Below are 18928 nucleotides of genomic sequence, written 5' to 3' on the forward strand. Positions count from 1 at the left end.
AACGCGCTATCAAGTCACATGCAGTGCCTGCGCTACTGCCGTACTCGCCGGATTTCTAGCCCCCCGTCGCGTTCATGAAACGCACCAACTGGACTTCATTCACATCAAACTCATGCTTCTCAGGCTTGTGTTTGAGGGCATTGCTGACAGCTCGCAGTACCGGTTCGTCCGCTTCGGGGTAACGACGCACCAGTGCCCGCAGATCAATCGAGTCCTCATGCCCGAGACATAGCAATAACCGGCCTTCAGCGGTCATGCGCACGCGGTTGCAGGTGGCGCAGAAGTTGTTCGAATGCGGCGATATGAAACCTATGCGACTGTCAGGGAAACCTTCGACTCGCGCATAACGCGCCGGTCCGCCGCTGGTTTCCGCACTGTCAATCAAACGGTGACGCTGTTCGATCATTCCCCGAACTTCATCACTGGCGCAAAAGGCTTCGCCACGTGACCGCCCCACATCGCCCAGCGGCATCTCCTCGATGAAGGTGATATCCATACCGCGATCCAATGCGTATTCCACCAGAGCCGGAACCTCGTCGGCGTTGCGGCCCTTCATCACCACCGTGTTCAGCTTCAGACGCTCGAAACCGGCTGCGCGCGCCGCCTCGATGCCGTCCAGCACCCGGTGCAAATGGCCGGTACGGGTGATGGCGTGAAACTTCTCTTCATCCAGGCTATCGAGGCTGATATTCAGCCGCTTGACGCCGGCTCTGGCTAGCGGCTCGGCCATGCTGACCAACTGCGAGCCATTGGTGGTCATCACCAGCTCTTTGAGCCCTGGTAGCGCTGCGATCTCTTCACACAACCAGAGCACACCCTTGCGCACCAGCGGCTCACCGCCAGTAAGACGAATCTTGCGTACGCCCTGACTTACAAACAGACGCGCCAGTCGAAGCTGTTCTTCGAGGGTCAGTATCTGCTGGCGGGGCAGGAAGGTCATGTCTTCGGCCATGCAGTACACACAGCGGAAATCGCAGCGATCAGTGACCGACATCCGTAGGTATTCAATATGCCGGCCCAACCCGTCCTGCATCTGTGTATCAGCCATAGATTGATTCCCCGCTCAAGCAGTCAGCCACTCCCGGACTGCCCGGCTCGTTAAGTGTGATCGGATAACTCTTGGATGCCCCGGCTTCGGGCTTGTTCCACAGCCTCACTGTGCTGCGCTCCACTTGTCCAGAGCCGCGTTGTCACTGTCGCGGGCTTCGACCCAGCGCGGGCCTGCACCGGTGTCCTCTTTCTTCCAGAACGGGGCCCGGGTCTTGAGGTAGTCGATGACATAGTGGCTTGCCTCGAAAGCCGCGTCACGGTGCGCCGAGGTAACCCCGACGAACACGATTGGCTCGCCGGGCTCAAGGCGGCCAACGCGGTGCAAAATATCCAGACGAATCAGGGGCCAGCGACGGGAGGCCTCGTCGGCTATTTTCTGCAGCGCTTTTTCGGTCATGCCGGGATAATGCTCGAGCAGCATACCCGCCACCTCCTCGCCGTCATTGAAATCCCTCACGTAGCCAACGAAAGCGACACTTGCACCTACGCCTGCGTGCCGACCGTGAAGCGCGTTGAGCATCTGGCCCGGGTCGAACGTCCCGGTCTGGACCTGAATCGTCACATCAACCTCCGGTCACGGGAGGAAAAAACGCCACCTCGTCGCCATCACGGAGCGGCTCCTGCAGGTCGCACATGTCCTGATTACGCGCGCACATAAGCCGCCGCTCGGCCAGCACACTCCAGCCCTCCCCGCGCGCCACCAATCGGGTACGCAGTGCTTCAAGGCTATCCAACCCGTCGTCCCAGGGTAGCTGCTCCTGATCAGTGCCCAGCGTTTCTCGATAACGCGCAAAAAACTGTACGGTGATCACTATTAATCTCCAACCTGATAGTGCCCGCTCTTGCCACCAAGCTTTTCCAGCAAGCGGGTGGATTCGATGACCATTCCACGGTCAACCGCCTTGCACATGTCATACAGAGTCAGGGCCGCAATGCTGGCGGCGGTCAGCGCTTCCATTTCCACACCGGTTTGCCCGGCCAGTTTGCAACGGGCGCGGATACGCACTGCATCCGGCTCCTCGGCAATGAGCTCGACCTTGATGCCCGTCAATAACAAGGGGTGACACAAGGGGATAAGCTCGTGGGTACGCTTTGCCGCCTGAATGCCGGCAATCCGCGCTACGGCGAAGACATCGCCCTTCGGGTGTCCCCCCGACTGAATCAACTGCAACGTTTCGGCACGCATGCGAACCAGACTTTCGGCTACCGCCTCCCGGGCGGTAATACTCTTGGCAGTGACGTCAACCATATTGGCCTGCCCTTGGGCATCAAGGTGGGAAAGCATCTGTTGTCCTTTAGCGCAAACGGGAGTCATCACTTTAACCAAATGAGCCCGGGCACACACCCTCCTTGTCCGGATTATCGCGTGGCAACTGGCGGAGCAGGAACCTCCGGCTGCGTCACGCATCTGACACCCATATGCCCTATGCTTCGACCAGGCTCAGCGGGCGCTTTACCGGAAGGGATTGATTTCCTGGCGGCAAAGCGGCCATCATTAGCCGGTTTATCAACATGGCGTTTCACATAGGCAAAAGCTATCCGCTGGTTAGGCGAAATCAATTTCAAGCAACCGGGACTAGCCCCTAAGATTAGCCATGTCTTCTAACCAACCCGACTCATCAAGGAGTTACACGATGTCCGTTATCAATACGCAAATCAAACCGTTCAAGGCCCAGGCATTCAAGCAGGGCGAATTCATCGAAGTAACCGAAGAGAACCTGAAGGGCAAGTGGGCTGTATTCTTCTTCTATCCCGCTGACTTCACCTTCGTTTGCCCGACCGAGCTGGGCGACGTTGCCGACTATTACGACGAGTTCCAGAAGATGGGCGTTGAGATCTACTCTGTTTCGACAGACACCCACTTCACTCACAAGGCATGGCACGACAGCTCCGAAACCATCGGCAAGATCCAGTACACCATGATCGGTGACCCGACCGGCACCATCACCCGTAACTTCGACAACATGCGCGAAGACATGGGTCTGGCTGACCGCGGTACCTTCATCGTCGATCCTGAAGGCATCATTCAGGCCGTTGAAGTCACTGCAGAAGGCATCGGCCGTAACGCTGCTGACCTGCTGCGCAAGGTCAAGGCTGCCCAGTACGTTGCTGCCCACCCGGGCGAAGTCTGCCCTGCCAAGTGGGAAGAAGGCGGCGCTACTCTGGCTCCTTCGCTGGACCTGGTAGGTAAGATCTAAGTACTGCCAAGCACCCGGCCCGCCGCGATGCACCACGCATCCGGTTGGCGGGCCGGGTTTTTTACGCCCCGAATTCCCCAATTTGACAAAGGACACGCATATGTTGGACGCGAATCTGAAGCAGCAATTGGACACGTATCTGCAGAATATCGTTAACCCGATAGAAGTCAGCGTGTCCGTCAATGACAGCCCCAAGGCTAAAGAATTGAAGGAGCTCGCGACTGAAATCGCCGCGCTCTCCAGCAAGATCAGCATGGCTGAAGTCAGCGACAAGCGTTCCCCGAGCATGGCCATTGCCCCGGCTGGACAAGAGCCTCGCGTACGCTTCGCAGGCATCCCGATGGGCCACGAATTCACCTCGCTGGTTCTCGCGCTGCTGCAGGCCGGCGGCCATCCCTCCAAGGCCGATCCTGCTCTGCTTGAGCAGGTACGCAACCTTGAAGGCGAGTTCCACTTCGAGACCTACATCTCGCTGTCATGCCAGAACTGCCCTGACGTGGTACAGGCACTGAACCTGATGGCGACGCTGAACCCGAACATCACCCACGTGATGATCGACGGCGCGTTGTTCCAGGACGAAGTCGAGGAACGTCAGGTCATGGCTGTTCCTTCGGTCTACCTGAACGGTCAACACTTTGGCCAGGGCCGCATGACCCTCGCGGAAATCGTCAACAAGGTTGATAGCGGCGCTGCGCATCGCAAGGCCGCCGAGCTGAATGAAAAAGCGCCCTACGACGTATTGATCGTCGGCGGTGGCCCGGCTGGTGCTGCTGCAGCCATTTATGCAGCACGTAAAGGCATCCGCACCGGTCTGGTGGCAGAACGTTTCGGCGGTCAGGTGATGGACACCGTCGGGATCGAGAACTTTATTTCGGTTCCCTACACCGAAGGTCCCAAGCTGGTTGCCAGCCTTGAGCAGCACGTCAAGGACTATGAGGTCGATGTAATGACCGAGCAGAAAGCTGCCAAACTGAGCAGTGGCGAGCTGGTAGAGCTGACCCTGGAAAGCGGCGCGACACTGTCCAGCCGTTCAGTCATCCTGGCAACGGGTGCACGCTGGAGAGAAATGAACGTACCTGGCGAGCAGGAATACCGTGGCAAGGGCGTAGCGTACTGCCCGCACTGTGACGGCCCGCTGTTCAAAGGCAAGCGCGTCGCGGTCATTGGTGGCGGTAACTCTGGCATCGAGGCAGCCATCGATCTGGCGGGCATCGTCGAGCACGTCACCGTGCTGGAATTCGGCGACACTCTGCGTGCAGACGAGGTATTGCAGCGCAAGGCACGCTCGATGAACAACGTCGACATCATCATGAACGCCCAGACCACGCAAGTACGTGGCGACGACAAGAAAGTGGTCGGCCTGAACTATACCGATCGTGCCACTGGCGAAAGCAAGCAGGTCGATGTAGCCGGCATCTTCGTACAGATCGGTCTGGTACCGAACACTGAATGGCTCAAGGGCAGCGACCTGAAGCTGAGCAAGCACGGCGAGATCGAGATCGATGCCCGCGGCGCTACCTCCATGCCGGGTGTGTTTGCTGCAGGGGACGTCACTACTGTCCCCTTCAAGCAGATCATCATCGCCATGGGTGCAGGCTCCACCGCCGCACTGGGTGCATTCGACCACCTGATCCGCACCCCGGCTCCGGCTGCGGTCCAGGCAGCCAAGGCCCATGCCGAGGCAGAAACTGCCTGATAGAAACAGCTCGTGCAGTAAAAGCCGCGCCCTTCCAGGCGCGGTTTTTTTTGGTTGATGCTCAGTGCTGAGCTATGTCCTCCTCTCCAGACTCCCAGCCGCCACCCAGCGCGACAAACAATGCAACCTGCGCGGTCGCCAGTGCGGTACGCCCGTGCAGATACTGTTGCCTGGCTTGCAGCGCGCCCCGCTGGGCCTCCAGCACCTCAAAGAGATTGGCCTCACCAAGGCGATAGCTGGTGCGTGCCAGCTGATAGGCACGCTCAGAATGATCACGGGCACGTTCCAGCGCGGCGTGCCGGCGCTCTTGGCCCTCAATCGCCGCCAGACTACGTTCTACATCTTCCAGGGCTTGCGTCAGTGCCTGTTCAAAGCCGACATAGGCTGTCTCGCCCTCGATGTCCGCCAGGTCAATAGCCGCGCCACGGCGACCAAAATCCAACAGCGGCAGGCCGAACATTGCGCCGAGGCGGGCAAAATTCGACGCCGATGAAAAATCATTATTCAGCGCCAGACCGGAACGGCCCATCGCGGCCTGCAACGTCAGGGTGGGAAACAGATCACGGCGGGCGGCCAGCGACTGCAGCGCAGCGCTATCCAGTTGCGCCGCGGCAGCCACGATGTCAGGCCGGCGGCGTAACAGGTCCACCGGCTGGCCCGGCGCAATGGCATCGCCGGCCAGCGGAACGGCCGTGACGGCTACGGTATCCAGCTCACGCCCGGTGGAACCGGGCGGCTCAGCCAGCAACGTATCCAGCGCCAGCAATGCTTCGGCCAGGTTGATGTCCAGCTCACCCAGGTCGGCCTGCAAGGCGGCACGTTCGGCGGCGGCGCTTTCCACGTCCAGGCGGTTGACCTCCCCTGCCTCGAACAGCAGTCCAGCGATGCGTTCAAGTTCCTGTGCCACTTCTATACCTTCACGCAGCAGCCCTTGCTGCGCTTGCAGTGCGCGGATCTGGACATAACCCTGCGCAGCGTTCGATGCGACGGCAATGCGCGCTGCGATGGCCTCGGCCTGCGCCGAACGCACCATCTGCCGCGCGCCCTCGGTGCGGGCGCGGGTGGCACCGAACAGATCAACCTCCCAACTGGCCTCCACCGCCAGCTCCCACATATCGAAGCGAATGGTGTCGTCCAGGCCGTACTCCGCCAGCGGGCTGTCCGACTCCTGTTCGTTACCAACCCATTGACGGCTGGCCGATCCAGGCAGATCAATACTGGGGAACAGCTCCGCCCGGGACAACCTCAATTGGCTGCGCGCGCCGTTGACGCGCAACATGGCGAGGCGCACGTCATGGCTCTGCTGCATCGCCCGGTGCACCAGGTCCGTCAACATCGGATCATCGAATGCCTGCCACCACAGCGCCAGTGTCTGGGCATCGGCCGGCTGCGCCTGGGACGTACCGAACCAGCTGTCAGGCACCTGCGGCGCGGGGTGCTCCGGCACGCTGGAACAGCCGCCGAGCATTACCGCGAACAGGGCAAGGGAGCACTTGAACGGAGCGCCGGTCATTGCACCTCCTCCTGCCTGACTCGCATGAACAGCAAGTACAGACACGGCACGGCCAACAGGATAAGCAGGGTCGCAAAGGCGAGCCCACCCATGATGGTCACTGCCATGTTGGTGAAGAAGGGATCGAACAGCAGCGGCACCATGCCCGCGACGGTGGTACCCGCCGCCATGGTGACCGGGCGCAGACGCGAAGCCGATGCCTCGATAATCGCCGTGAGGCGTGGTATCTCTTGCCGCACCTGGCGGTCGATCTCATCGACCAGCACCACAGCATTCTTGATCAGCATACCGGTCAAGCTGAGCAGCCCGAGCAAGGCCATGAAATCGAAGGGTCGGCCAGTAATCAGCAAGCCGAAGGTCACGCCACAGATCGCCATCGGCACCACCAGCCAGATCATCAGCGGCTGACGCACCCTGGCGAACAACACCACCGTTACCAGCATCATTGCCAGGTAGGGCAAGGCCAGTGTACTGGCCAGGGCCTCCTGGGAATCGGAGGACTGTTCATAATCGCCGCCCCACTCCATGGAATAATTCAGCGGCAGCTCCATGGACTCGATGAGCGGTCGGATGCGGCTATGGGCTGCGTTGGTGTTTTCCCCATCGCGGGGCTCGGCACGTATGGCGATGGTGCGCTCTCTGTCGAAGCGGCGGATCACGGTATCCAGACTGTTCACCGTGACGCCGTCGGCAACCTGCGCCAGCGGCACGTAGGTGTTGATCGCCGGACTCCAGATCAAGCGCTGCAACAGGTCGTCAGCACTGACCTGGTCCTCTTCGGTAGCACGCAGCAGGATCGGAATCAGCTCATCCCTTTCGCGGAAAACACCGACCTGAGCACCTTCACTGGCAGCGGCCAGGGACCGCGCAACGGCCTGCTGAGTGAGCCCCGCATCGGCCAGGCGATCCAGCGCCAGTTGCGGCTGCAACACCACCACTGGCGCGCGCCAGTCATCCCGAATATTGAATACATGTCCCTCTTGCTGCAGGCGCCGTTGCCCCTCGGCAGACAATGCTCGCAACACGCTGATGTCCGGGCCGCTGATGCGCGCCTCGAGCTTGGCCTCGGCATTGGGGCCAAACAGAAAGCGCGCCGCATGCACGTCAGCATCCGGATAGCGGGTCGGCAATTCCTGGTTTATCTCCCGAACCAGGCCATCGATCAGCTCCGCATCTTCGGTGCGCACCAGAAAATGCATGAATGACGGATTGGGCTGCTCTGGCATGTAGGTCAGCATGAAGCGCGAGGCGCCAGCGCCGACATAGGTCGACACGTCCGTAACCCCGTCACGCTGCGCAAGATAACCGGAAACATCCTCAGCGTGGCGGCTGGTATCCTGAATATGCGTGCCCTGCGGCAGGAAGATATTGACGTAGAATAACGGTGTACTGGATGCCGGAAAGAAACTCTGCTCCACCCGGCTGAAGCCCAGCACACTGGCCACCGTGAGCACTACCAGCACGCTTACGGTGATCCAGGGGTGCAACAGCACGCGGCCAACAATCTTGCGAAAGCGCTCATAGACCGGGCCCGAATAGGGTTCGTCAGTGTTCTGTTCGCCCTGCTGCTCGTCCTTGCCCGCCCGGGCCGCCTTGCTCTCAAGCAGATAATGACCAAACAGCGGTACCGCCAGCAATGCCAGCAGCCAGCTCAACAGCAACGACACGGCGATGACAAAGAACAGCGAGAACAGAAACTCACCGGTCACGTCCTGCGACAGACCGATGCCGGCAAAGGCCAGAATTCCGATAATGGTGGCCCCGAGCAGCGACCACTGAGTTTGCCGCAGCGTTTTCTGCGCCGCTTCGAGAATGCTCAAGCCACGGCGCTGCTGGATCAGCATTCCGTCACAGACCACCACGGCGTTGTCGACCAGCATACCCATGGCGATGATCAGCGCGCCCAGGGAGATCCGCTCCAGCTCGATACCCGCCAGCCACATCAGCAGCAGCGTACCCAGCACTGTCAAAAACAACACAATGCCGATGATCGCCCCGGCGCGCAGTCCCATCGCGATACACAACACCGCCACGACGATGGCAACGGACATGAACACGTTCAGCGCGAAGCTATTGACCGACTCATTGACTATCTGGTGCTGCTCGTAGAGTGGATGAAGCTCGGCGCCCAGCGGCATCAAATGCCTCACATCCGCTAGTGCGCTTTCGACGGATTCGCCTACCTCGACGATATTGCTCCCCGAAACCCCGCTGACGCCCAGCGTCAGCGCAGGCTGCCCATTGTGACGAATGATCTGTGTGGGGCGATCCTGGTAATCGCGGCGAACCTCGGCGACCGATCCCAGGGGCAGGCTCTGCGTGCCCTGCCCGACCGGTATCGCGCGCAATGTCTCGACGGAATCGAAGGCGCCGGTCGGGCGAATACGCACAAACAGCTCGCCGCTGTGCACGCCACCCGCGTCGACCACCGCATCGGCATCGCTCAGGGCCGCCATGATCTCCTCCGGCGACAGCCGCAGGGCAGCCAGACGCGCCTGATCGACCTCGACCAGTATCCGTTCCTCCTGAACGCCTGATATCTCGACCTTGCCGACACCCTCTGCGCTAACCAACTTTCGCCGCAGCTCCTTGGCCAGCTCGTGAAGCTCCTTCAGCGTCATGCCTTCGCCGGTCAGCGCATAGAAGATTCCATACACATCACCGAAATCATCATTTACCACTGGCGGCTGGGCGTCCGGTGGCAGGTCGCCCTGGGCATCGTTGATCTTGTTGCGCAACTCGTTCCAGACCTGCTGCAGGGCATCACCGGTAAAGCGGTCCTCAATATCGACGCGAATCTCTGCCTGGTTCGCCATCGAGCGCGAGCGAATTTCCTTTATCTGGGTCATCTGCTGGATCGCGCTTTCCAGCGGTTCGGTGACTTCCTGCTCGACTTCCAGCGCCGTGGCGCCGGGATACTGCACATTGACGATGGCCTGCTTGATGGTGAATTCAGGATCTTCCAGGCGACCGATTTCGAAGAAAGCGATGGTCCCACCGACCAGCAAAATCAGTAGCAGCAACCAGGTATTCACAGGTTTGAAAATGGCGTAACGGGCAAAATCCATCAGTTCAATCCCGCTGCTGCGCTTTGATCGTCTGACCTTCGAACAGCTTGCTGCCCCCGGCGACTATTATCTGGCTACCCGCTTCGAAGTCACCGGCCACCAGCGCATGACTGCCATCGATACGCTGCAAGGTCAGATCTTTGCGCACCGTCTGGCCGTCGACCGCCAGCCACACGAAATGCTCGTTTTCAGGCGTCGTCTGCAAGGCGGACAAGGGTATGCGGAAGCCGCTGGAAGTGACATCGGCAATGGGCGCCGGTAACTCTATGGCCACGCGCATGGCCATGCCAGGCAGCAAGTTGAAATCTTCGGGGGGCGCCCCGCGCAGGGTCAGCCGGTAGGTACGGGCCCCCTCGCGTGGCTGGGTGCTGTGTTCCTTGTATTTCAGGGGCAGACTCACGTCAGCGATCACCAGCTGGCCCTGCGCCTGCAGATCAGGCCCCAGGGGAAGGCTGAGCGCCGCCCGCTCGGGCAGATCGACACCCACCTCCACATACTGATTATCCTGAATCTGCAGGATCGGCGTGCCATTACTCACGACCATATCCGGCTCCGCCATGCGTTCGGCGACCACACCGTCAAAGGGCGCGTTGAGTGTGCTGTGGGCGATATTTCGCAGCGCGCTGTCACGTGCAACCTGGGCCGAGATCAGTTCGGCCTCCAGCGGCTCGATCGCCGCAGGGGACAAAATACCTTCGGCGAGCAGGCTGCGCTTGCGCGTCAGGTCCGCCTGTAGTTGCCGGTGTTGCGCTTCGGCCTCGCGCAATTGCAGCTCGTAATCCGTAGCATCCAGCTTCGCCAACGGCTGACCCCGGGTTACCCGGGCGCCCTCGTCAACCAGTATCTGTTCAATTCGGCCAGGCACCTGAAACGCGATCTGAGTCGTGGTAACGCTCTCCACCACACCGGGAAAACGCAGGGCTTCCGGCAAGGGCTCCGCCGCTTGCAGGCGCTCCACCAGTGCAATGCGCGGCGGCTCCGGAGCGGGCTCTTCTTCCCCCGCACAGCCAGAAACGGCTCCAAGTAAAGGTACTGACAGGGTCAGCCAGAACAGACAGGAAAAACATGATCCAGTCGGTGGGGGCATTCGTGCTCCGCTCGAGTTACGGTGAATAAAACGCTCGTTTGAGTACTGAGTGCAATAGAGGGGTAAATAGCTGCGCGAGTTCAAAAAAAAAGCCGTTGCGATCAAAGAAGGCAACGGCTGGGTACGAAACGAGCCCGAAGCTAGATGGTAAAACGCGTTACCAGATCATTCAGCTCCACGGCCAGGCGGGAAAGCTCCCGACTGGAACAGCTGGTCTGTTCGGCACCCGCGGCTGATTGTGTTGAAAGGTCGCGGATATTCTCCAGGTTACGATCCACCTCACGCGCCACTTGCGCCTGCTCCTCCGCTGCGCTGGCAATCACCAGGTTGCGCTCGTTGATTTCGTTGATGGCGGCGGTGATTCGATTAAGCGCCTCGCCAGCTGATTCTGCCTGGCCCAAGGTATTGGTAGCCATGGTATTGCTGATCTGCATCGCTTCAACCGCACGTTCAGTGCCCTGCTGAATAGTGCCTATCATATCTTCGATCTCCGCCGTGGACTGTTGCGTGCGGTGCGCCAGAGCCCGCACCTCATCAGCCACCACGGCAAACCCACGCCCATGTTCACCTGCGCGCGCGGCCTCGATGGCAGCATTCAACGCCAGAAGGTTGGTCTGTTCCGCCACGGCGCGAATCACCTCCAGCACACGGCTGATGTTCTGCGCCTTTTCGGCCAGCTCCTGCACTTCCTTGGAGGTGGTCCGAATGGAACCGGAGAGTTTGTCGATGCTGGTGACAGTGTATATCACCTGCTGCTGCCCTTCCGAGGCGACGGTCGCGGTTGCCTGGGACTGCTCCGAAGTCGAAACAGCATTACCTGCGACCTCATCCACGGCGGCGCTCATCTCATTGACAGCGGTAGCTGCCTGCTGGATCTCATCGTTTTGCCGCTGCAGACCGCGAGTGGAGTCCTCGGTTACGGCATTCAGCTCTTCAGCCGCAGAAGCCAACTGGGTCGACGAGTTGGCAATACCCCGGATGGTATCGCGCAGCTGCGACTGCATCGCAGATAGTGCCATCAGCAATCGTGCCGGCTCGTCCTTGCCTTCAACCTTGAAATTATGGGTCAGGTTACCGGTGGCGATGACTTCGCTGATTTGCACCGCCTGACGAATAGGCGAGACGATACTGCGCGCGGTCAACCATGCCAGCAACAGGGTCAACGCAGCAGCAGCGGCTATGAAGATCATGACCTGACGGAAGCTTTGTTCGTAGGTTTCCAGGGATGCCTCGGCCGCCTTCCCTGCACCCTGGAGAAGCAGTTGCTCCAGATCAATCAGCTCCTTCGTTGCCAAGCTAGCCAGATCGTTGAGGCTGTCGCGAACCATTTGGATTGCCTGATCTTTCTGCCCCTGCGCTATGAGTTTCATCGTCTGTTCGTGCTGGCGCATGTAGACTCGGCGCTGCGCCAGATAATCGTCGAATGCCTGCTGTAACGCTGGCTCGGTGATCAACGCTGCATAGGCCTGCTCAGACTCCCTGAGGCTCGTTCCAAGCTGATCCATCTCGCTGTGCAGCTGCTGAAGCTCCGCCCGGTCCTCAGCCAGCAGTATCCGCAGAGTAAATACCCGGAAGCGCAGAAAATCCTGGCTGAAAGCGCCGAGCTGCTGCAGACCCGGCATCCAGACATGCTCCACCTCCGATGCCTCTTTACGCATATCGTCCATGCTTTTCATGCCGAGCAATCCGAGCAGCAGGACAATCACCGCAATGGCCCCAAACGCGCCGGCGAGCCTGGCAGCGATGGGCAAGTTTCTCAAATTCATGTATGGGTACGCCTGAGTAGTGAACAATTCAACTGCGCTTTGGCAGAAGGCGGGACTGCGCACTATGGGTGGTGCCAGATACTTGGGCTATCGGCAACGAGGAGGAAACATTTGGCGTTCACTGACGAACGGTTGGCGTCAAGAAAGGAGATACGACCGGCTAACCAGGCAAGGGAGACCCTGCCTGCTGAGCTTTTGCCAATAACGCCCGGTTATCGGGTCAGACAGGATCCAGCGGCTCGATTGGTTCGCAGCGCAATGAAACGGCTGCGGAGAAGTCAGTTCCTGACTCCTCGTTCAGACTCTCCGGATCGAAACGCGCCAGACAGCCTTCCCCGATCACGGGCGGCAAGGACGCTGCGCCGCGCGCAAGGGGGCCAGGATCGTCCTCGTTGTCATGCTGCGCTACAGGTTCGCTCATTTTGGCGAGCCGTGGTCATTGAAGTGCTGGACTGCCCGCAAAATATCGCGCCGGCTGATCTGCCCTACCAGAACGCCATCTTCCAATACCGGTAGCCGACGCCTGCCCTGCCTGATGAAGTATTCGGCAGCCTTGACGATGTCTTCGTCGGCGTCGATGGTGTCGGCCTGCGACATCACCGATTCCACAGTCCCGCTCTCTTCTTCAAAATAACTGCCGGTGAAAATTCCTTTCAGGCAATCCGCCTCCGACAACATACCGACCAGGCGCCTTGATCCATCAACTACCGGTGCACCTGAAATCCTGTTCGACAGCAATATATTGATTGCCTTGGCCAGATCTGTATGAGGCGAAAGACAGATCAGGTCGGTGGACATATAGTCGCGGACTTTGACTATTTTGAGCACGGCATCTTCCTTCACTGACGGTGGGCTGGACCATACAAAGACACACCTTAGTTGAAAACGACGGTCTTATTATCATGGACCAGAACCCGGTCCTCCAAGTGATAGCGCAAACCTCGCGAAAGTACCATCTTTTCGACGTCTTTCCCGAGACGAACCATGTCTTCGGCATTCAAGCGATGACTGATTCGCACCACATCCTGCTCGATGATCGGACCCGCATCGAGCTCCTCGGTAACATAATGACATGTCGCCCCGATCAGCTTGACGCCCCGCTGGGCAGCCTGGTGATAGGGCCGGGCACCGACAAATGAAGGCAGAAAACTGTGGTGTATGTTGATGACCTTGTTGGCGTACCGGCTACATAGCTCAGGCGGCAATATCTGCATGTAGCGCGCCAACACAATACAATCAGCCTGCTGCTCGTCGATCAAACGCGTCACTTCGGCAAACGCTTCGGCTTTATGATCCGGTTTTACCGGAACATGATGAAAGGGTATGCCATGCCATTCGACCATACTGCGCAGATCATCGTGATTGGAAATAACGCTGGTTATATCGCAATCGAGTTCGCCACTGTGCCAGCGGTGCAACAGATCGAACAGGCAGTGCGATTGCCTGCTCGCCATCAGCACGACCTTTTTGCGCTGCGCAGAGTCACTCACCCGCCAGTCCATTGAATACTCGGCAGCAATTGGCGCAAACACGGTACGCAGGCCATCGACATCAAAAGGTAGCGAATCGGCCCGTATTTCGTGACGCATGAAGAACCAATTGGAGAGATTATCCGAATGGTGGTTGGCTTCTGTTATCCAGCCATTATAAGTCGCCAGGACATTACTGACTTTGGCGACTATACCCACACGATCAGGACAGGCTATAACCAGACGAAAAGTACGCATTCATTGATCTCCAATACTGCTGGCAGAAGCAGCGGCTAAAGTGGGGCATTCTACCCGCTGCGTTCTCCGATTGCAGCCGGATCAGAGACAGACGGCAAAAAGAAACGTGATTATTTACATATTGCGATCATCAAGTTGTTGTATGGCCAGAGTTCTTAACTTACTATTTCGGGGTCGAATACATCTTCTACCGTTATAAGGTACAACTTATGTCCATGCTTCAAGAATATCGCCAGCTCGAAGAGACCATCCGTGAACTTTCCGAGCGCCTGCAGTCACTGTCCAACGACGACAAACTGAAGAAAGAACTCGAATTCGAAGAAAAACTTCGTGCATTGATGGATCAGCACGGCAAGACGCCCAAGCAAGTAGTCGCCCTTCTCGATCCTGATAACAAGGGCTCAGCTCAAACCAAAAACGCAAGGTCCTCGGCGCCCGTCAAGCGCGCTCGCAAAGTTAAGCAGTACAAAAACCCGCACAACGGTGAAACCATCGAGACAAAGGGCGGCAATCACAAGACGTTGAAAGCCTGGAAAGAACAGTACGGCTCAGACACTGTTGAATCCTGGATGACTATCCTCGGCTAATAGCCAGGCGTCCGCAAAACCCGCCACTCCCGGCGGGTTTTTTATTTCCGCTTGATACTGAACATCGACGTCGAATCGATATTACACCGTACTGACCCGCAGCCGCGCGCCCAAGGCTTTAGCGTACTCTTGCCAGGCCAGTAGCAGAGCCTTTTGTGTTCCCGTCTGGGTAGGGAGCAGCTCATCGATGGTACGCAAAAACTCGGGCAGTGTTATTGAGGCCCCGGGGATAATGCCTTCAAGCCGACCCTTACAGAATCCAGACCAGTCCTTGTGAGCAGCCTCGCTCAGACTTTGCGGAAAATTCCGCGCACGGTAACGCGGCAGCATATCTACCAGCCGTTGATCCCCCAACGGCCATAGCGCAGCGTCAAGTTGTTCTCCACCCGCCTGGCGGATCATGTCCAGCTGAGCCCGGTCGGCGTCACTCATAAAGCCGCCGTATAACTGCAATTCGCAGTCATCATGGCCAGCATTATCGATCCTTCCTTGATCGTTAAACAGGCTGTGTAACTTCTTCTGACCGTCTGCCCGCCACGCTGCCAAAGTCTCTGCGCGATAACGAAACTCTGTCATATTCAGTGACAGGCGTTGGATATCTTCTTCGCGAAGTACTTTGATATCAGCCAATACCGGGCATTTATTGATATGCACCAACTTCAGGCCTGGTCGCTGCTGGCCTTCAGTCAGATCGGCTGTGCGGGTATACATCAATTCACGGAGCGTTTCTGCGTCCAGATCAATCAGCAGATCGGGGTCAGCCGCCAGGTCATACACAATCAACGCATTGCGATTGACCGGGTGCCAGGCAAGGGGCAGGACGACTGCCAACCCGCTACGCTCCCGACCGAAGCGTCCCGATACATGCACGAGCGGGCGCACACGTTGCAAGTCGATTAATTCGCAAACTTTATGTTTGCTACGCAAATCATAGAGGTACTGGTATAAACGTGGCTGGGCTTGCCGGAGCAAGCGCGCCATGGCGATAGTAGCGCGCACGTCCGCCAGTGCATCATGCGCCTGGCCGTGGTCAATGCCGTTGGCTCGGGTCAGCAGTTCGAGTCGCAGACTGGGAAGGCCATCCTGCTCGGGCCATACAATTCCCTCGGGCCGTAGCGCCTGAGCTGTGCGCAGTGCATCAAGCAGGTCCCAGCGACTGTTACCGCCCTGCCATTCCCGCGCATAGGGATCGTAGAAATTGCGATACAGCGTAAAGCGCGTCATCTCGTCATCGAACCGCAGACTGTTGTAACCAGCGGTACAAGTACCCGGCTCGGCCATCTGGCGATGCAATTGCTCGATGAATTCAGCTTCCGCGAGCCCGGCTGTAGCGCGCGCGGGGCCGATACCGGTTACCAGGCAGGCCATCGGATGGGGGAGCGTATCGTCTGACAGCCGACAATCGATACAGAGGGGTTCGCCAATTTCCTCAAGGTTCTCGTCGGTGCGAATACCCGCAACTTGCAATGGCCGATCCCTGCGTGGATCAATACCTGTCGATTCGAAATCGTACCAGAAGATGCTCTTGCCCATGTCACTTCCCGCCGCTCAAATAATGCAGGTTAACCGAAGCGGAGTGGGCAGGCATCAGCGCACTATCAAAAGGTGAAGAATCGCTCCAGAAGATGGGCAAGTTCGCTGATGGAATGCGAGCTCGATACAATACTGAAACCCGTATCGAAATAGCCAGGAGACACATCCGATCGACACCAATGGCTCAACGCCTTGAAGTCGATGATGTCCAGACCACCCTCACCGGCTGGAAGCTTCAAACGCATCTCGTATATCTCGTCGACCATCACCGGCAATACGCTGATCAGCATCAGTCCATTACCTGAAACGTTGCCGATCTGCCCCATCGGCTTGTCCGTGCGGGCGTTGTAGACGCAAAGATACGCTGCCAGCTGATGGCGGGCGATGTGACGCTGCTCAATAAATCCGGGCGTACCCATGCTGCCGGACAGAGGCAGAGACGGCATTAACAGCGCTCCTGTAACAGGGTTTCGAGTTCGTGTTTGCGTGCCTTGATGCGACTCGGGTGGACCTCCACCTTTTTGCCATCAGCATCTTCTTCATACCAGAGTCTTCGACCTTCAAACTTGGCCAGATGGCGACGCATGCCATCACATTGTGCCTTAGCTTGTTTACGCCGCGCCACGGAACGGGCCGTTTCAACTTCACGTTCCTCGGCGCGTACATCGATGATTTTCTGGATATTTTTTTCTCTCTGCAGGACCTGCTCATCTCGCTCGATTACCTGCGGTCGAATATCCAGGAGCTCGGCATTCGCCGCTGGCCGCTCGCCGAACTGTACACGCCCTTCGGCATCAACCCATCGGTATATCTCGGCCATCCCTGGCAGTGGCAGCCAAGCCAGTAAAACCATTATTACCCATCTAAGCATGTGGTCCGTCCTGGTCCGCTAACATCCTGAATGTTCGAGAATAATGCAGCAGTTCGCGCTGGCCAAGCATTAAGGAAGCGATGGTCGGGTGCATTCTATTATTTTTAGTAGCTCAACGACCGACCGCCCATCTTGATGCAGGTCACTTCCAAAAGCCCCATCTTGTCTTACACTCAATCACACTTCCCCGAATCAGGAGGCAATATTGATGGAATTCCGTAATGTGCTGGTGGTGATTGATCCGACCAGCGAATCAGACCAGCCTTCTCTGCGCCGCGCCGAACAGCTGGCGGGTTTTTATCCCGACGCCACCTTTACGCTGTTCCTCTGTGACTACAACTCGGCACTGGACGGCGGCCTGCTGTTTGCCACGCCAGGGCTGGAAAAGGCGCGCGCCTCGTTACTCAAGCAACACGAGGTGTTTCTCGACAAGCTCGCCAAGCCGCTACGTGAAAAAACGTCCCGCGTGGACACCCGCGCAGTATGGGGCAAGCGGCTTGATCGCAACATCCTGCAGGCGGTCCAGCAATCCGATGCGGATCTGGTCATCAAGACCACCCACCACCACAACCCGATCAAGAAGCTCCTGCTGACCAATACCGACTGGCAACTGATCCGCCACTGCGAGGCGCCCTTGTGGCTGGTCAAACAGGCCGACACGTTGATCGGCTCGATTTGCGCCAGCGTCGATCCATTGCATGAAGCAGATAAGCCCGCCGCCCTGGACTACAAGTTGATCGCCAATTCGGACAGTCTGGCCAAAGCGATGCGCGCGCAGATGTATATCGCCCACTGCTTCAATCCTCTGCCCCGCACTCTGGTATTCGATGCGAGCATCATCGGCGACTATGACGCCTATGCCGGCGAGGTCCGGGAACGGCATCAGGCTGCGTTCAGCAAGCTCGCGGATACAGCCAGCATCCCGGCGACACATAGGCAATTGCTGCAAGGGTATCCGGAGGAAGCGATTCCCGAGTTCATCGAAAAGCAGACAATCAATCTGCTGGTGATGGGCGCGGTATCACGCTCGCGTCTGGATGCTGCCTTGATCGGACACACCGCCGAACGCCTGCTCGATGAGGTGCCCTGTGATGTGCTGGTAGTTAAACCTGACGAGTTTGTCGATCCCAGCAAACCTGCGTCCTGATCACCTGCTGATTGTATCGCTGCCGCAAAAAGGCGGCAGGCACGCTTAACCCACGAGCGACTGGCGGCTGAGCTCGCTGATAGTCGACCAGTCGCCCGCCTCGACGGCTTCACGAGGCGCCATCCAGCTGCCGCCCACCGCCATGACATTATCCAGATCGATATAGTCGGCAACTTTTGCCTGAGTGATGCCACCTGTGGGGCAAAACCGCACGCCGGGGAATGGGCCGGAAAACGACCGCAAGGCAGCGCCCCCCCCACACACCTCAGCCGGAAACAGCTTGAAGCGCCGATAGCCAAGCCGATAACCCATCATCAACTCTGACGCAGTGGCTATGCCTGGCAGCAGAGGAACCGGACTGTCGAGCCCCAGTGTCAGTAACTCATCAGTACAGCCCGGTGTAACGATGAACCTCGCGCCAGCATCCAGAGCGGACTGAAACTGCCGGCCATCCAGCACTGTCCCTGCCCCTACACACAATTCAGGCCGCTCACGTTGCAGAATCGCAATGGCAGCTAACCCATGCGCAGTACGCAGGGTGATTTCCAGCGTGGTGATCCCCCCCGCCAGCAAGGCGTCAGCGAGCGGGAGAATGTCAACTTCCCTGCGGATGCTCAATACAGGCAACACTCGCACGGAGGCAAATAGGCGATCCACTTCGCGAGTATTCTCGGCAAGGCTCATA

Annotated in this window: 19 protein-coding genes; 4 read left to right on the forward strand and 15 right to left on the reverse strand. The window is 58.4% G+C overall.

Features of this window, described 5'->3' with window-relative positions; translation table 11 throughout:
* Positions 1-55: 55 nt before the first annotated feature.
* From moaA to moaC, 4 genes are all read right to left on the reverse strand, one after another.
* Positions 56-1048, reverse strand: coding sequence for a GTP 3',8-cyclase MoaA (gene moaA, locus FZE95_RS02465; RefSeq protein WP_223824932.1), 993 nt, complete (start codon positions 1046-1048; stop codon positions 56-58).
* Positions 1049-1153: 105 nt separating this feature from the next.
* A complete protein-coding gene (gene moaE, locus FZE95_RS02470; protein ID WP_150299212.1) occupies positions 1154-1612 on the reverse strand; it encodes a molybdopterin synthase catalytic subunit MoaE in 459 nt (152 codons plus the stop codon).
* 1 nt (position 1613) lies between these two features.
* Positions 1614-1862, reverse strand: a complete 249-nt coding sequence (moaD, locus tag FZE95_RS02475; protein ID WP_150299213.1) for a molybdopterin converting factor subunit 1 — start codon at positions 1860-1862, stop codon at positions 1614-1616.
* Between the two features lie 2 nt (positions 1863-1864).
* Positions 1865-2335, reverse strand: coding sequence for a cyclic pyranopterin monophosphate synthase MoaC (moaC, locus tag FZE95_RS02480; RefSeq protein WP_150299214.1), 471 nt, complete (start codon positions 2333-2335; stop codon positions 1865-1867).
* Between the two features lie 349 nt (positions 2336-2684).
* Between moaC and ahpC the strand changes: the two genes are divergently transcribed.
* Both ahpC and ahpF read left to right on the forward strand, forming a co-directional pair.
* Positions 2685-3248, forward strand: coding sequence for an alkyl hydroperoxide reductase subunit C (gene ahpC, locus FZE95_RS02485; protein WP_150299215.1), 564 nt, complete (start codon positions 2685-2687; stop codon positions 3246-3248).
* 100 nt (positions 3249-3348) lie between these two features.
* Entirely contained in the window at positions 3349-4944 is a 1596-nt protein-coding gene (gene ahpF, locus FZE95_RS02490; protein WP_150299216.1) for an alkyl hydroperoxide reductase subunit F, read from the forward strand.
* 61 nt (positions 4945-5005) lie between these two features.
* Here the strand turns inward: ahpF and FZE95_RS02495 are convergent, their stop codons facing one another.
* The 7 genes from FZE95_RS02495 to purU form a co-directional block, all read right to left on the reverse strand.
* Positions 5006-6457 (reverse strand): efflux transporter outer membrane subunit, encoded by a 1452-nt coding sequence (locus FZE95_RS02495; RefSeq protein ID WP_150299217.1) that lies wholly within the window; start codon positions 6455-6457, stop codon positions 5006-5008.
* Positions 6454-9525 carry an efflux RND transporter permease subunit gene (locus FZE95_RS02500; protein WP_150299218.1) on the reverse strand — a complete coding sequence of 1024 codons (3072 nt, stop codon included), beginning with the start codon at positions 9523-9525 and terminating at the stop codon, positions 6454-6456. Before FZE95_RS02500 ends, FZE95_RS02495 begins: the two co-directional genes overlap by 4 nt.
* A 4-nt stretch (positions 9526-9529) precedes the next feature.
* Positions 9530-10612 (reverse strand): efflux RND transporter periplasmic adaptor subunit, encoded by a 1083-nt coding sequence (locus FZE95_RS02505; RefSeq protein ID WP_150299219.1) that lies wholly within the window; start codon positions 10610-10612, stop codon positions 9530-9532.
* A 140-nt stretch (positions 10613-10752) separates the two neighbouring features.
* Complete coding sequence (locus FZE95_RS02510) at positions 10753-12378, reverse strand: methyl-accepting chemotaxis protein (RefSeq protein WP_150299220.1); 1626 nt, start codon at positions 12376-12378, stop codon at positions 10753-10755.
* Positions 12379-12598: 220 nt separating this feature from the next.
* Entirely contained in the window at positions 12599-12799 is a 201-nt protein-coding gene (locus FZE95_RS02515; protein ID WP_150299221.1) for a hypothetical protein, read from the reverse strand.
* Positions 12796-13221: a CBS domain-containing protein gene (locus FZE95_RS02520; protein WP_317845768.1), complete on the reverse strand. Its 426-nt coding sequence runs from the start codon at positions 13219-13221 to the stop codon at positions 12796-12798. The genes FZE95_RS02515 and FZE95_RS02520 overlap by 4 nt, the downstream gene beginning before the upstream one ends.
* A gap of 32 nt (positions 13222-13253) precedes the next feature.
* Complete coding sequence (purU, locus tag FZE95_RS02525) at positions 13254-14105, reverse strand: formyltetrahydrofolate deformylase (RefSeq protein ID WP_150299222.1); 852 nt, start codon at positions 14103-14105, stop codon at positions 13254-13256.
* A gap of 209 nt (positions 14106-14314) precedes the next feature.
* Here purU and mvaT point away from each other — a divergent pair, with 209 nt between their 5' ends.
* The gene (mvaT, locus tag FZE95_RS02530; protein ID WP_150299223.1) at positions 14315-14692 is read left to right on the forward strand and encodes a histone-like nucleoid-structuring protein MvaT; all 378 of its coding nucleotides are present in this window, start codon (positions 14315-14317) and stop codon (positions 14690-14692) included.
* 81 nt (positions 14693-14773) lie between these two features.
* Here the strand turns inward: mvaT and sbcB are convergent, their stop codons facing one another.
* From sbcB to FZE95_RS02545, 3 genes are all read right to left on the reverse strand, one after another.
* Positions 14774-16225, reverse strand: a complete 1452-nt coding sequence (gene sbcB, locus FZE95_RS02535; RefSeq protein ID WP_150299224.1) for an exodeoxyribonuclease I — start codon at positions 16223-16225, stop codon at positions 14774-14776.
* Between the two features lie 65 nt (positions 16226-16290).
* Positions 16291-16671: a PilZ domain-containing protein gene (locus FZE95_RS02540; RefSeq protein ID WP_150299225.1), complete on the reverse strand. Its 381-nt coding sequence runs from the start codon at positions 16669-16671 to the stop codon at positions 16291-16293.
* A complete protein-coding gene (locus FZE95_RS02545) occupies positions 16671-17096 on the reverse strand; it encodes a DUF4124 domain-containing protein (RefSeq protein WP_150299226.1) in 426 nt (141 codons plus the stop codon). The genes FZE95_RS02540 and FZE95_RS02545 overlap by 1 nt, the downstream gene beginning before the upstream one ends.
* Positions 17097-17304: 208 nt before the next feature.
* Here FZE95_RS02545 and FZE95_RS02550 point away from each other — a divergent pair, with 208 nt between their 5' ends.
* A complete protein-coding gene (locus tag FZE95_RS02550) occupies positions 17305-18243 on the forward strand; it encodes a universal stress protein (protein ID WP_150299227.1) in 939 nt (312 codons plus the stop codon).
* Positions 18244-18288: 45 nt separating this feature from the next.
* Here the strand turns inward: FZE95_RS02550 and FZE95_RS02555 are convergent, their stop codons facing one another.
* Entirely contained in the window at positions 18289-18927 is a 639-nt protein-coding gene (locus FZE95_RS02555) for a bifunctional 4-hydroxy-2-oxoglutarate aldolase/2-dehydro-3-deoxy-phosphogluconate aldolase (RefSeq protein WP_150299228.1), read from the reverse strand.
* Position 18928: the final 1 nt, after the last annotated feature.

It is taken from the genome of Pseudomonas profundi, from assembly GCF_008638305.1.
GTDB lineage: Bacteria > Pseudomonadota > Gammaproteobacteria > Pseudomonadales > Pseudomonadaceae > Halopseudomonas > Halopseudomonas profundi.

Excerpts from the sequence above, each read along its gene's own strand:
- moaA (WP_223824932.1), bottom strand. The coding sequence starts at position 1,048 with ATGGCTGATACACAGATGCAGGACGGGTTGGGCCGGCATATTGAATAC.
- moaC (WP_150299214.1), bottom strand. The coding sequence starts at position 2,335 with ATGCTTTCCCACCTTGATGCCCAAGGGCAGGCCAATATGGTTGACGTC.
- ahpC (WP_150299215.1), top strand. The coding sequence starts at position 2,685 with ATGTCCGTTATCAATACGCAAATCAAACCGTTCAAGGCCCAGGCATTC.
- ahpF (WP_150299216.1), top strand. The coding sequence starts at position 3,349 with ATGTTGGACGCGAATCTGAAGCAGCAATTGGACACGTATCTGCAGAAT.
- FZE95_RS02495 (WP_150299217.1), bottom strand. The coding sequence starts at position 6,457 with ATGACCGGCGCTCCGTTCAAGTGCTCCCTTGCCCTGTTCGCGGTAATG.
- FZE95_RS02500 (WP_150299218.1), bottom strand. The coding sequence starts at position 9,525 with ATGGATTTTGCCCGTTACGCCATTTTCAAACCTGTGAATACCTGGTTG.
- FZE95_RS02505 (WP_150299219.1), bottom strand. The coding sequence starts at position 10,612 with ATGCCCCCACCGACTGGATCATGTTTTTCCTGTCTGTTCTGGCTGACC.
- FZE95_RS02510 (WP_150299220.1), bottom strand. The coding sequence starts at position 12,378 with ATGAATTTGAGAAACTTGCCCATCGCTGCCAGGCTCGCCGGCGCGTTT.
- FZE95_RS02515 (WP_150299221.1), bottom strand. The coding sequence starts at position 12,799 with ATGAGCGAACCTGTAGCGCAGCATGACAACGAGGACGATCCTGGCCCC.
- purU (WP_150299222.1), bottom strand. The coding sequence starts at position 14,105 with ATGCGTACTTTTCGTCTGGTTATAGCCTGTCCTGATCGTGTGGGTATA.
- mvaT (WP_150299223.1), top strand. The coding sequence starts at position 14,315 with ATGTCCATGCTTCAAGAATATCGCCAGCTCGAAGAGACCATCCGTGAA.
- sbcB (WP_150299224.1), bottom strand. The coding sequence starts at position 16,225 with ATGGGCAAGAGCATCTTCTGGTACGATTTCGAATCGACAGGTATTGAT.
- FZE95_RS02540 (WP_150299225.1), bottom strand. The coding sequence starts at position 16,671 with ATGCCGTCTCTGCCTCTGTCCGGCAGCATGGGTACGCCCGGATTTATT.
- FZE95_RS02545 (WP_150299226.1), bottom strand. The coding sequence starts at position 17,096 with ATGCTTAGATGGGTAATAATGGTTTTACTGGCTTGGCTGCCACTGCCA.
- FZE95_RS02550 (WP_150299227.1), top strand. The coding sequence starts at position 17,305 with ATGGAATTCCGTAATGTGCTGGTGGTGATTGATCCGACCAGCGAATCA.
- FZE95_RS02555 (WP_150299228.1), bottom strand. The coding sequence starts at position 18,927 with ATGAGCCTTGCCGAGAATACTCGCGAAGTGGATCGCCTATTTGCCTCC.